The sequence below is a fragment of the Hydrogenophaga sp. FG152 genome, assembly GCF_057809615.1.
Map to the genome: position 1 here is coordinate 112,182 of NZ_JBMDKH010000012.1, position 12,412 is coordinate 124,593.

At 64.8% G+C, this 12,412-nt stretch carries 10 protein-coding genes; 2 read left to right on the forward strand and 8 right to left on the reverse strand.

Annotated elements, in window-relative coordinates; genetic code table 11:
- Genes ACODTB_RS15565 through ACODTB_RS15575 form a run of 3 tightly spaced genes read right to left on the reverse strand, consistent with a single transcriptional unit; the run spans position 1 to position 2,654 of the window.
- Positions 1–642 (reverse strand): 1-acyl-sn-glycerol-3-phosphate acyltransferase, encoded by a 642-nt coding sequence (locus ACODTB_RS15565; protein WP_291117054.1) that lies wholly within the window; start codon positions 640–642, stop codon positions 1–3.
- Positions 639–1,916: a phosphoribosylamine--glycine ligase gene (gene purD / locus ACODTB_RS15570; RefSeq protein ID WP_291117056.1), complete on the reverse strand. Its 1,278-nt coding sequence runs from the start codon at positions 1,914–1,916 to the stop codon at positions 639–641. The genes ACODTB_RS15565 and purD overlap by 4 nt, the downstream gene beginning before the upstream one ends.
- Positions 1,917–1,928: 12 nt before the next feature.
- On the reverse strand, positions 1,929–2,654 hold the full coding sequence (locus ACODTB_RS15575) for a YebC/PmpR family DNA-binding transcriptional regulator (protein ID WP_291117058.1): 726 nt from the start codon (positions 2,652–2,654) through the stop codon (positions 1,929–1,931).
- A gap of 91 nt (positions 2,655–2,745) precedes the next feature.
- Here ACODTB_RS15575 and ACODTB_RS15580 point away from each other — a divergent pair, with 91 nt between their 5' ends.
- Complete coding sequence (locus ACODTB_RS15580) at positions 2,746–4,296, forward strand: helicase HerA-like C-terminal domain-containing protein (protein WP_291117061.1); 1,551 nt, start codon at positions 2,746–2,748, stop codon at positions 4,294–4,296.
- Between the two features lie 67 nt (positions 4,297–4,363).
- Here the strand turns inward: ACODTB_RS15580 and clpA are convergent, their stop codons facing one another.
- The 3 genes from clpA to icd form a co-directional block, all read right to left on the reverse strand.
- Entirely contained in the window at positions 4,364–6,700 is a 2,337-nt protein-coding gene (gene clpA, locus ACODTB_RS15585; RefSeq protein WP_291117064.1) for an ATP-dependent Clp protease ATP-binding subunit ClpA, read from the reverse strand.
- A gap of 96 nt (positions 6,701–6,796) precedes the next feature.
- The gene (clpS, locus tag ACODTB_RS15590) at positions 6,797–7,156 is read right to left on the reverse strand and encodes an ATP-dependent Clp protease adapter ClpS (protein WP_291117066.1); all 360 of its coding nucleotides are present in this window, start codon (positions 7,154–7,156) and stop codon (positions 6,797–6,799) included.
- Between the two features lie 235 nt (positions 7,157–7,391).
- Positions 7,392–8,645 (reverse strand): NADP-dependent isocitrate dehydrogenase, encoded by a 1,254-nt coding sequence (icd, locus tag ACODTB_RS15595; protein WP_291117235.1) that lies wholly within the window; start codon positions 8,643–8,645, stop codon positions 7,392–7,394.
- Positions 8,646–8,775: 130 nt separating this feature from the next.
- Here icd and ACODTB_RS15600 point away from each other — a divergent pair, with 130 nt between their 5' ends.
- Positions 8,776–9,225 (forward strand): DUF192 domain-containing protein, encoded by a 450-nt coding sequence (locus ACODTB_RS15600; protein ID WP_291117070.1) that lies wholly within the window; start codon positions 8,776–8,778, stop codon positions 9,223–9,225.
- Between the two features lie 34 nt (positions 9,226–9,259).
- On the opposite strand, the gene ACODTB_RS15605 is transcribed toward ACODTB_RS15600, so the two are convergent.
- Positions 9,260–11,497: an NADP-dependent isocitrate dehydrogenase gene (locus tag ACODTB_RS15605; protein ID WP_291117073.1), complete on the reverse strand. Its 2,238-nt coding sequence runs from the start codon at positions 11,495–11,497 to the stop codon at positions 9,260–9,262.
- A 235-nt stretch (positions 11,498–11,732) separates the two neighbouring features.
- Positions 11,733–12,314: a superoxide dismutase gene (locus ACODTB_RS15610; protein ID WP_291117076.1), complete on the reverse strand. Its 582-nt coding sequence runs from the start codon at positions 12,312–12,314 to the stop codon at positions 11,733–11,735.
- Between the last annotated feature and the right edge of the window lie 98 nt (positions 12,315–12,412).

Genomic DNA, 12,412 nt, shown 5'->3' on the forward strand with positions numbered 1-12,412 from the left:
TCATGCCGGATCGACGGAAAGGGGCCTGGACAAAGGTTGCACGGGGCTGGCGAGTTCGGGATGCAGGCCGCGCACGCTCTCGTACGACGCGGCCATGCGGGCGTAGTCCGCCGCCTCGTCGCCGCTCAGGCGGATGAAGTCGGTGACGTTCACCTGCTTGCGACTGTAATCGAGCTGGATGAGGGCCACAGGCACGTCCGCACCCAGCGCCACCTGGTAGAAGCCGCTGCGCCATCCTGGCGCGCGCCGGCGTGTGCCTTCGGGCGAGAGCGCCAGCCACAGCAGGCGCCCCTCCTGCCGATGCCGGGTCATCACGGCCACCATCTCCCCCACCACGCCGCGAGGCGACTGGCGATCGAGTGGGATGCCGCCCAGCCACCGCATCCAGGCGCCCAGCACCGGCACGCGGAACAGCGTGTCCTTGCCCCAGAAGCGCGCCGGCACGCCAATGGCCCACTTGGCCAGCAGCATCACGATGAAGTCCCAGTTGCTGGTGTGGGGATAGACGATGGCCACGCCCTGCAGGCGAGGAAAACCATCAAAGCGCAACTGCCAGCCCAGGCGGGACAGCAGCCAGCGCGACAGCGAAGAACCACGGAACCGGACCGCGTGTGGCCCGGGGTAGTCGGCGGAGGGGTTCAAAGTGCGCGGTACCCGATGTCGCGGCGGCACTGCATGCCGTCGAAGTGGATCGCGTCCACCACCTCGTAGGCGCGTTGCCGCGCCTCGGCCACCGTGTTCGCCAGCGCCGTCACGCAGAGCACGCGCCCGCCCGACACCTGCACCGCGCCTTGTGCACCGCTGCTGGTGCCGGCATGGAAGACCATGCGATCGGCTTCGTCGGCCGGCAGGCCGCTGATGGCGTCGCCCTTGCGCGGGCTCAGCGGGTAACCGGCGGCGGCCAGCACCACGCCCAGCGCCACACGGGGGTCCCAGTCCAGCGCCACGCGATCGAGCTCGCCTCGGGTGGCCGAGAGCAGCACCTGGGCCAGATTGCTGCGCAGCCGCATCATGATGGGCTGTGTCTCCGGGTCGCCCATGCGGCAGTTGAACTCCAGCGTCTTGACCTGCCCGTCGGGCGTGATCATCAGGCCCGCGTAGAGGAAGCCGGTGTAGGGAATGCCGTCGGCCTTCATGCCGCGCAGCGTGGGCAGGATCACCTCGTTCATGGCGCGCTCGTGCACCGCCGGCGTGACCACCGGCGCGGGGGAGTACGCCCCCATGCCACCGGTGTTGGGGCCCTGGTCGGCGTCCAGCAGGCGCTTGTGGTCCTGGCTGGTCGCCAGGGCCAGGGCGTGCTCGCCGTCGCACAGCACGATGAAGCTGGCTTCCTCACCCACGAGGAATTCCTCGATCACGACGCGCGCCCCACCCTCGTTGTGGGCCACGCCCAGGGTGTTGTCGACCAGCATGAAGTCGATCGCCTCGTGCGCTTCGGCTGCGGTCATGGCCACCACCACGCCCTTGCCAGCGGCCAGGCCATCGGCCTTGATCACGATGGGCGCGCCCTCGGCGTCCACGTAGGCGTGCGCGGCGGCCGGATCGGTGAAGGCCTGGTACTTCGCCGTGGGAATGCCATGGCGCTGCATGAACGCCTTGGAAAACGCCTTGGAACTCTCCAGCTGCGCGGCGGCCTTGGTCGGGCCGAAGATGGGCAGGCCATGGGCACGGAATTCATCCACCACACCAGCCGCCAGGGGCGCCTCCGGGCCCACCACCGTGAGGGCGATGCTCTGCCCTTGCGCCCAGGCACGCAGCGCCGCCTTGTCGGTGATATCGAGGTTCGTCAGCACCGGGTCGCGCGCGGTGCCGGCATTGCCGGGCGCCACGAAAACCTGTTGCACGCCTTCGGCTTGAGCCAGCTTCCAGGCCAGCGCATGTTCGCGGCCACCGCCGCCAATCACGAGTACTTTCATCCGGGCCGACCTTTATTCGCCGATTTCGGCGTTGTGGAACACGTCCTGCACGTCGTCCAGGTCCTCCAGCACGTCCAGCAGCTTCTGCATGCGCGCGGCGTCGTCGCCCGTCAGCTCGATGGTGTTTTCGGCCCGCATCGTGACCTCGGCCACCTCGGGCTTGAGACCGGCGGCCTCCAGCGCGTTCCTGACGGCCTCGAAGGTCACCGGCGAGGTCAGTACCTCAATCGCGCCATCGCCGTCGCTGATCACGTCGTCGGCACCCGCCTCCAGCGCGATTTCCATGACCTTGTCTTCGGACGTGCCCGGCGCGAACACCAACTGGCCGCAGAGCTTGAACTGGAACGACACCGAGCCATCGGTGCCCAGGTTGCCGCCGTACTTGCTGAAAGCGTGCCGCACCTCGGCCACCGTGCGCACGCGGTTGTCGGTCATGGTGTCGACGATCACGGCCGCACCGCCGATGCCGTAGCCCTCGTAGCGGATTTCTTCCAGGGCCTGGCCTTCCAGGTTGCCCGAGGCCTTGTCCACGTTGTATTTGATGCGGTCGGCCGGCATGTTGGCGGCCTTGGCCTTGTCGATGGCCAGCCGCAGCCGCGGGTTCATCGCCGGGTCCCCGCCGCCCTGGCGGGCCGCCACGGTGATCTCGCGGATCACGCGCGTCCAGATCTTTCCGCGCTTTTCATCCTGGCGACCCTTGCGGTGCTGAATATTTGCCCATTTGCTGTGTCCGGCCACGAAATTGTCCTTTTGCCCGTTCTGGCTTTGATCTAATAAGCCTGCGATTTTACGTTTTCACCCGAACCGCCTTCCCTGAGGAACCCTTGCCATGGCCGAACCGATGCTGATCGCCCAGAACGCCACCACCACCTGCCAGCTGTTGCCCGGGCTCGCGAACCGCCATGGCCTGATCACCGGCGCCACGGGCACGGGCAAGACCGTGACCCTGCAGACGCTGGCCGAGCAGTTCTCGAACATCGGCGTGCCGGTGTTCATGGCCGACGTCAAGGGTGACCTTTCCGGCATCAGCCAGCCGGGCAGCTTCGGCGAGAAGATGAGCGCCATCCTGAAAGACCGGGGCATCACCCCACCCGCCTCGCACGCCTGCCCCACCACGCTGTGGGACGTGTTCGGCGAGCTGGGCCACCCGGTGCGCGCCACCATCAGCGACATGGGCCCGCTGCTGCTCGCGCGCATGCTCAACCTCAACGACACCCAGGCCGGCGTGCTCAACCTGGTGTTCAAGATCGCCGACGACAACGGCCTGCTGCTTCTCGACATGAAAGACCTGCGGGCCATGCTGCAGCACATCGGCGACAACGCCAAGCAGTTCACCACCGAGTACGGCAACATCAGCGCCGCCAGCATCGGAGCCATCCAGCGCGGGCTGATGCAGGTCGAGCAGCAAGGGGGCGACAAGTTCTTCGGCGAGCCCATGCTCGACATCAGCGACTTCATGCAGACGGTGGACGGCAAGGGCGTGATCAATGTGCTGGCGGCCGACAAGCTGATGAACGCGCCGCGCCTGTACGCCACCTTCCTGCTGTGGATGCTGTCCGAGCTGTTCGAGACCCTGCCCGAGATCGGCGACCCGGACAAGCCCAAGCTGGTCTTCTTCTTCGACGAAGCCCACCTGCTGTTCAACGAAGCACCCAAGGTGCTGATCGAGCGCATCGAGCTCGTGGTGCGGCTGGTGCGCTCCAAGGGTGTGGGGGTCTATTTCGTCACGCAGAACCCGCTTGACATTCCCGACAGCGTGCTCGGTCAGCTCGGCAACCGCGTGCAGCACGCGCTGCGCGCCTTCACGCCCCGCGACCAGAAGGCCGTGAAATCCACCGCCCAGACCATGCGTCCCAAGGCGGGACTGGACATCGAAGCCGCGATCACCGAGCTGGCCGTGGGCGAAGCCCTGGTCAGCTTGCTCGACCCCAAGGGCCGCCCGACCGAGACCGAGCGCGTCTTCGTGGTGCCGCCAGGCAGCCAGCTGGGCCCCATCACCGACGCCCAGCGCCAGCAACTGCGCCAGAACTCGCTGGTGGCGGGTGTGTACGAAAAGGTGGTGGACCGCGAAAGCGCCTACGAGATGTTTGCCAACCACGCCGGAAAACGCGGCGCGGAGGAACCCACCGAAGCGTCCTCGGCCGCGAAGACGCCCCGCATTCCGGGCGCGGACAAGCAGCAGGCACCGGCCGAGAGCGGCGGCTTCGGCAACATGGTCAACGAAGCGCTGTTCGGCCGCACCGGCCCACGTGGCGGGCAATACGACGGCCTGGTGCAGACCATGGCCAAGACGGCGGCCCGCAGCGTGGCCAGTGGCCTGGGCCGCCAGATCGTGCGCGGCATGCTCGGTGGCCTGCTGGGTGGCAGCAAGAAGCGCTGATCCGGCGATCGCCCAAGAAAAAAGGCCCGGTATGACCGGGCCTTCTTCATTCAGACGTCGTCGGAACTCAGCCCGCCGTGGCTTCCTCGGGCTTGGCCTTGCCTTCCTTCTTCGACAAAGGCTGGATGTCGAGCATGACCTCCTGCGTTTCCTTGCCCGCTTCGTCCTGCTTGGTCTCGATGTCCACCGTCAGGCGCCCACCTTCGGTGAGGCGCCCGAACAGCAGTTCGTCGGCCAGGGCGCGGCGGATCGTGTCCTGAATCAGGCGCTGCATCGGGCGCGCGCCCATCAGCGGGTCGAAGCCCTTCTTCGCCAGGTGCTTGCGAAGCCCGTCGGTGAACGTGACCTCGACCTTCTTCTCGGCCAGTTGCGTTTCCAGCTGGAGCAGGAACTTGTCGACCACGCGCATGATGATGTTCTCATCCAGCGCCTTGAAGCTGACGGTCGCATCCAGGCGGTTGCGGAACTCGGGCGTGAACAGGCGCTTGATGTCGGCCATCTCGTCGCCCGCTTCTCGCGGGTTCGTGAAACCGATGGTCGCCTTGTTCATGGTCTCGGCACCCGCGTTCGTCGTCATGATGATGATGACGTTGCGGAAGTCGGCCTTGCGCCCGTTGTTGTCGGTCAGCGTGCCATGGTCCATCACCTGCAGCAGCACGTTGAAGATGTCCGGGTGCGCCTTCTCGATTTCGTCGAGCAGCAGCACGCAGTGCGGCTTCTTGGTGATGGCCTCGGTCAGCAGGCCACCCTGGTCGAAGCCCACGTAGCCGGGGGGCGCACCGATCAGGCGGCTCACGGCATGGCGCTCCATGTACTCCGACATGTCGAAGCGGATCAGGTCGATGCCCATGATGTAGGCCAGCTGCTTGGCGGCTTCGGTCTTGCCGACGCCGGTGGGGCCGCTGAACAGGAAGGCACCAATCGGCTTGTCTGCCTTGCCCAGGCCCGAACGCGCCATCTTGACCGACGACGCCAGCACTTCCAGAGCCTTGTCCTGGCCGAACACCACGCTCTTGAGGTCGCGCTCCAGCGTCTGCAGCTTGCTGCGGTCGTCGTTGGACACGTTCGCCGGGGGAATGCGGGCGATCTTGGCCACGATTTCCTCGACCTCGGCCTTGCTGATGGTCTTCTTGCGCTTGGACACCGGCAGGATGCGCTGGGCGGCGCCGGCCTCGTCGATCACGTCGATGGCCTTGTCGGGCAGGTGGCGGTCGTTGATGTATTTCGCGCTGAGTTCGGCGGCGGCCTGCAAGGCGGCCACGGCGTATTTCACGCCATGGTGCTCTTCAAAGCGCGACTTCAGCCCCTTGAGGATGTCCACCGTCTCGGCCACCGTCGGCTCGACCACGTCGACCTTCTGGAAACGGCGCGACAACGCCGCGTCTTTTTCGAAGATGCCGCGGTACTCGCTGAAGGTGGTGGCGCCGATGCACTTGAGCTGGCCGCTGGAGAGCGCCGGCTTGAGCAGGTTGGACGCGTCCAGCGTGCCCCCCGAGGCGGCTCCCGCACCGATCAGCGTGTGGATCTCGTCGATGAACAGGATGGCGTTGGGCTTGTCCTTGAGCGACTTGAGCACACCCTTGAGGCGTTGCTCGAAATCACCGCGGTACTTGGTGCCGGCCAGCAAAGCGCCCATGTCGAGCGAGTAGACGGCAGACTCGGCGAGGATCTCGGGCACGTCGCCCTGGGTGATGCGCCAGGCCAGGCCCTCGGCGATGGCGGTCTTGCCCACGCCGGCTTCGCCCACCAGCAGTGGGTTGTTCTTGCGGCGGCGGCACAGGATCTGGATCACGCGCTCGACCTCGTACTCGCGGCCGATCAGCGGGTCGATCTTGCCATCCTTGGCCATCTGGTTCAGGTTCTGGGTGAACTGCTCCAGGGGCGAGGCTTTCTCGTTGCCCTTGGCTTCGCTGGCTTCCTCGTTCTCGGCCGCGCTCTCGCCCGACTTGGTGGGCTCCGGTGGGTCGCTCTTGCGGATGCCGTGGGCGATGAAGTTCACCACGTCCAGGCGCGTCACGCCCTGCTGGTGCAGGTAGTAAACGGCGTGCGAGTCCTTCTCGCCGAAGATGGCCACCAGCACGTTGGCGCCGGTGACTTCCTTCTTGCCGTTGCCGGTGGACTGCACGTGCATGATGGCGCGCTGGATGACGCGCTGAAAGCCCAGCGTGGGCTGGGTGTCCACCTCGTCGGTGCCGGCCACCTGCGGGGTGTTGTCCTTGATGAAGTTCGTCAAGGATTTGCGAAGGTCGTCGATGTTGGCCGAGCAGGCGCGCAAAACCTCGGCGGCGCTGGGGTTGTCCAGCAGCGCGAGCAACAGGTGCTCCACCGTGATGAATTCGTGCCGCTGCTGCCGGGCCTCGACAAAGGCCATATGCAAGCTGACTTCAAGTTCCTGGGCAATCATTGGGCACGTCCTTTGGGCTGGGTGATCGGAGAGGCAATCGTCTGGTTCAAAAAGGTCAAGAGGGCTGACTAGGGCTCAGATGGGGTGGATTCGGATTTATTCAACCGGTTCACTCAGACATTGCAATGGATGCCCCGCCGCCCGGGCGGCCTGGAGCACCTGATCCACTTTGGTGCTGGCGACATCGCGCGAATACACGCCGCAGATGCCTTTTCCTTCCAGATGGATCTTGAGCATGATCTGGGTGGCGGTCTCCCGGTCCTTGCTGAAAAACTCCTGGATGACGTGCACCACGAACTCCATGGGCGTGAAATCGTCGTTGAGCAGCACCACCTGGAACATCTGGGGAGGTTGGGTGCGCTGCGCGCGCCGCTCCAGCACCACCGAGTCGTCGCTGCCCGTGCTGGGGGGCGAGACGACAGGGTTGGGCGGTTTCTTGGGGTTCTGGGTGGCCATGAAAATGATTCTAGCGGTGCGCGTTGCACCGCCACATCGTGCGGGAATACAACAGCCTCCCGACGGCCCGAAACAGCAGTGCCTTCGGGTCGGCGGGGGGTGTGGCAACCTGCATCAGCCATGCGTCATTGTGAAGCGAAAGCTGACTTGAAAACCACCGAGTTGGGCGGCATTCGTGCGCTTCTTCCCACCGCACGCCTGGGCGGGGGGAACGGATCGGCCGCCCGGGCGCGATTTACATGCTCTCGATCATCACGTCGCCAAAACCGGAGCAGCTGACCTGGGTGGCGCCGGACATCAGCCGCGCGAAGTCGTGGGTCACCTGCTTGCTGTCGATGGCGCTGCGCAGGGCGGCGATGACCACGTCGGCGGCCTCCTTCCAACCCAGGTGCCGAAGCATCATCTCGGCGGCAAGGATTTCGGCGCATGGGTTGGCGTAGTCCTTGCCCGCGAACCTGGGCACGGGGCCGTGGGTGGGCTCGAAGCACGCCAGGGAATCGGACAGGTTGGCACCCGGCGCAATGCCGATGCCGCCCACCTGGGCCGCCAGCGCGTCGGCGATGTAGTCGCCGTTGAGGTTGAGCGTGGCCACCACCGAGAAGTCCAGCGGGCGCAACAGGATCTGTTGCAGGAAGTCGTCGGCAAAACAGTCCTTGATGACGATGTCCCGGCCGGTCTTCGGGTTGCGGAACTGGCACCACGGCCCGCCGTCGAGCAAGGCCGCGCCGAATTCCTTCTGGGCCAGCGCGTAGGCCCAGTCGCGGAAGCCGCCTTCCGTGTAGCGCATGATGTTGCCCTTGTGCACGATGGTCACGCTGGGCTTGTCGTGGTCGATGGCGTACTGGATCGCCTTGCGCATCAGGCGCTCGGTACCCTCCATGGACACGGTCTTGATGCCGATGCCCGAGGTGGCCGGGAAACGGATGCTGATCACGCCCATTTCTTCCTGAAGCAGGCGAATCAGGCTTTGCGCCTGAGGAGAGCCGGCCTCGTACTCGATCCCGGCATAGATGTCTTCCGAGTTCTCGCGGAACACCACCATGTTGGTTTTCTCGGGCTCCTTCAGCGGTGACGGAACGCCCTCGAAGTACTGCACAGGACGCAGGCAGACATAGAGGTCGAGCGCCTGGCGCAGCGCCACGTTCAGCGAGCGGAACGGCCCACCGGCAGGCGTGGACAAGGGACCTTTGATGGACACCACGTGAGCGCGCAAGGCGTCCAGGGTTTCCTCCGGCAGCCAGACGTCCGGCCCGTAGACCTGGGTGGCCTTCTGGCCGACATAGACCTCCATCCAGTGGATTTTGCGGCGGCCACCATAGGCCTTGGCCACGGCGGCGTCCACCACCTTGAGCATCACCGGCGTGATGTCCAGGCCGGTGCCGTCGCCTTCGATGTAAGGCACGATGGGTTCGTCAGGCACCTGGAGCGACATGTCGGCATTGACGGTGATCTTCTGACCTTGGGCGGGCACGCGGATGTACTGGTACATGTCGATGGGGGTCCAGAGGGCTGAGGAAGGGAACAAGAGCGCGAATTCTAGACTCGGAGCTTCAGCCCCCGCCTGGCCGTGCCCCGATGGCAGACAATGCGGGCCTGACCCGACTTACCCGCTTCACCGCATGAAACGCCTGCTCACCCGCCTGATCTGCCTGTTCTTCCTGCTGTCGGGGCCGGCCTGGTCTCAGGAAGGGCCCCAGCTCCAGTTGCCCCGTGTCGGCCTGTCGGCCGGCATGCACCTGATCCAGGCGCAGGTCGCGGCCACGCCGCAGGAGCGCGCCGTGGGGCTGATGTTCCGCAAGGAGATGCCGGTCAACGAAGGCATGCTGTTCGTGTTCGAGCAGCCCTCCGGCCAGTGCTTCTGGATGAAAAATACGCTGCTGCCGCTGACGGCCGCGTTCGTGGCCGACGACGGCACCATCGTCAACCTCGCGAACATGCAGCCCCAGAGCCTGGACTCGCACTGCTCGGCCAAGCCGGTGCGCTACGTGCTCGAAATGCACCAGGGCTGGTTCGACAAGCGCGGCATCAAGGCCGGCTCGCGCCTGAGCGGCGCCCCGTTCACCAAGTAAGAAAGCCACCGTTTCCGGTGGCCTTCTTTCTGCGTCAGGCCTTCAGCAAGGCCAGCGCCGCGTTGAACGTCTTGCTGGGGCGCATGATGGTCTCCAGCTTGGCGAAGTCGGGCTTGTAGTAACCGCCGATGTCGACTGGCTTGCCCTGCACGTCGGCCAGTTCCTTGACGATGGTCTTCTCGTTGTCGGCCAGCGCCTTGGCCAGGGGCGCGAACTTGTCGGCCAGCGCCTTGTCTTCGGTCTGCGCGGCCAGTTCCTGGGCCCAGTACAGCGCCAGGTAGAACTGGCTGCCCCGGTTGTCGAGCTGGCCGGTCTTGGGCGACGGGTTCTTGTTGTTGTCCAGCAGCTTGCCGGTGGCCGCGTCCAGGGTCTTGGCCAGCAGCTTGGCGGAGGCGTTGTTGTTCTTCAGGCCCAGGTCCTCGAAGCTCACGGCCAAGGCCAGGAACTCACCCAGGGAATCCCAGCGCAGGTGGTTCTCTTCCACCAGCTGCTGCACGTGCTTGGGGGCGGAGCCGCCGGCACCGGTTTCGTACATGCCGCCACCAGCCATCAGGGGCACGATGGACAGCATCTTGGCGCTGGTGCCCAGTTCCATGATCGGGAACAGGTCGGTCAGGTAGTCGCGCAGGATGTTGCCGGTGGCGCTGATGGTGTCCTGTCCGCGGATCACGCGCTCCAGGGTGTAACGCATGGCGCGCACCTGGCTCATGATCTGGATGTCCAGACCGGCCGTGTTGTGCTCGTGCAGGTACATCTTGACCTTGGTGATCAGCTGGGCTTCGTGCGGGCGGTAGGCATCGAGCCAGAACACCACGGGCATGCCCGAGTTGCGCGCGCGGGTCACGGCCAATTTGACCCAGTCGCGGATGGCGGCGTCCTTGACCTGGCACATGCGCCAGATGTCGCCCTGCTCCACGTCCTGGCTCATCAGCACTTCGCCGGTGGCCAGGTCGGTGATGTTGGCCACGCCGTCTTCGGGGATCTCGAAGGTCTTGTCGTGCGAGCCATATTCCTCGGCCTGCTGGGCCATCAGGCCCACGTTGGGCACAGTGCCCATCGTCTTGGGGTCGAACGCGCCGTGCCATTTGCAGAAGTTGATCATCTCCTGGTAGATGCGGGCGAAGGTCGATTCGGGCATCACGGCCTTGACATCCTTCAGGCGGCCGTCGGCGCCCCACATCTTGCCGCTGTTGCGGATCATCGCCGGCATGGAGGCGTCGACGATCACGTCATTGGGCGAATGGAAGTTGGTGATGCCCTTGGCCGAGTCGACCATGGCCAGCTCGGGGCGGCCTTCGTGGCAGGCGTGCAGGTCGCGCTTGATCTCGTCCTGCTTGCTCTGCGGCAGCGTGGCGATCTTGTTGTACAGATCCACCATGCCGTTGTTGACGTTCACGCCCAGTTCGTCGAACAGCTTGCCGTGTTTTTCGAAGGCTTCGCGGTAGAAGATGCGCACGCAGTGGCCGAACACGATGGGGTGCGACACCTTCATCATGGTGGCCTTGACGTGCAGCGAGAACATCACGCCGGTCTTGCGCGCGTCCTCGATCTCCTTTTCGTAGAAGGCCAGCAGCGCCTTCTTGCTCATGAACATCGAGTCGATCACCTCACGGTCCAGCAGCGCGACCTTGGGCTTGAGCACGATGGTCTTGCCGCTCTTGGTGATCAGCTCCATCTTGACGTCGCGCGCCTTGTCCAGGGTCATGGACTTCTCACCGTGGTAGAAGTCGCCGTGGTGCATGTGCGAGACGTGCGAACGCGAAGCCTGGCTCCACTCACCCATGCTGTGCGGGTTCTTGCGGGCGTATTCCTTCACCGCCTTGGGGGCGCGGCGGTCCGAGTTGCCCTCGCGCAGCACCGGGTTCACCGCACTGCCGGTGCACTTGTTGTAGCGGGCGCGGATGTCCTTTTCCTCGTCCGTCTTCGGGCTCTCGGGGAAGTCCGGGATCTTGTAGCCCTTTTGCTGCAGCTCGCTGATGGCGGCCTTCAGCTGCGCCACCGACGCGCTGATGTTGGGCAGCTTGATGATGTTGGCCTCAGGCTTGAGCGTGAGTTTGCCCAGCGCGGCCAAGTCGTCGCTGACGCGCTGTTCTTCGGACAGGTACTCAGGGAAAGCCGCCAGCACGCGCCCGGCCACCGAGATGTCGGCGGTGGTGACGTTGATGCCCGCGGGCGCCGCGAAGGTGCGGATGACGGGGAGGAACGCACTGGTGGCCAGCAAGGGGGCCTCGTCCGTCAGGGTGTAGATGATGGTGGGTTGCTGGCTGCTCATTGCTTATCTCCAGAGGTTGTTGGGTGCGGTGCCGACCGGCATCCACGCAGGTCGCGCGGATACGGTGATCGGTATCCCGTGATTGTGCTTTCAGCGCAAGGACCAGGCATTCGTTTTTGGGATCACATTCCCACAATACAAAACACGCGCAAAAAAAATTGCATGCTTTCATGCCGCCAGACAGCAAAAAGGGCCCGAAGGTCACCCTCCGAGCCCTTGATGCTGGCGCATGCGATCAGGCGAAGTTGGCTTCGGCGAACGACCAATTCACCAGTTTGTCGAGGAAGGTCTCGACGAACTTGGGGCGCAGATTGCGGTAGTCGATGTAGTAGGCGTGCTCCCACACGTCCACGGTCAGCAGGGCCTTGTCGCCCGTGGTCAGCGGGGTGCCGGCTGCGCCCATGTTGACGATGTCGACCGAGCCGTCGGCCTTCTTCACCAGCCAGGTCCAGCCCGAGCCGAAGTTGCCCACGGCGGACTTGACGAAGGCTTCCTTGAACGCGGCATAGCTGCCCCACTTGGCCGTGATGGCCGCGGCCAGCGCGCCGGAAGGCTCACCACCGCCGTTGGGCTTCATGCAGTTCCAGAAGAAGGTGTGGTTCCAGATCTGGGCCGAGTTGTTGTAGATGCCGCCGCTGGACTTCTTGATGATGGACTCGAGGTCCATGTTCTCGAACTCCGTGCCCTTTTGCAGGTTGTTCAGGTTGACCACATACGCGTTGTGGTGCTTGCCGTGGTGGTACTCGAGCGTCTCGCGGCTGTAGTGCGGGGCCAGGGCGTCCAGGTCGTAGGGCAGTTTGGGCAGCGTGTGTTCCATGGGGTTCCTCTTGCGTTGGTGTTGTGAAATGGCGCGCTTGGCCGCGGGAAGCGGGGCACAAGGCAATCGGGCCTCCGCATTGTAGGCAAGGCCAGTGA

Bases quoted from the DNA above. Each gene is read 5' to 3' on its own strand.
- ACODTB_RS15605 (WP_291117073.1), bottom strand. From the start codon at position 11,497: ATGAGCAGCCAGCAACCCACCATCATCTACACCCTGACGGACGAGGCC.
- clpS (WP_291117066.1), bottom strand. From the start codon at position 7,156: ATGGCCACCCAGAACCCCAAGAAACCGCCCAACCCTGTCGTCTCGCCC.
- clpA (WP_291117064.1), bottom strand. From the start codon at position 6,700: ATGATTGCCCAGGAACTTGAAGTCAGCTTGCATATGGCCTTTGTCGAG.
- purD (WP_291117056.1), bottom strand. From the start codon at position 1,916: ATGAAAGTACTCGTGATTGGCGGCGGTGGCCGCGAACATGCGCTGGCC.
- ACODTB_RS15580 (WP_291117061.1), top strand. From the start codon at position 2,746: ATGGCCGAACCGATGCTGATCGCCCAGAACGCCACCACCACCTGCCAG.
- icd (WP_291117235.1), bottom strand. From the start codon at position 8,645: ATGTACCAGTACATCCGCGTGCCCGCCCAAGGTCAGAAGATCACCGTC.
- ACODTB_RS15610 (WP_291117076.1), bottom strand. From the start codon at position 12,314: ATGGAACACACGCTGCCCAAACTGCCCTACGACCTGGACGCCCTGGCC.
- ACODTB_RS15600 (WP_291117070.1), top strand. From the start codon at position 8,776: ATGAAACGCCTGCTCACCCGCCTGATCTGCCTGTTCTTCCTGCTGTCG.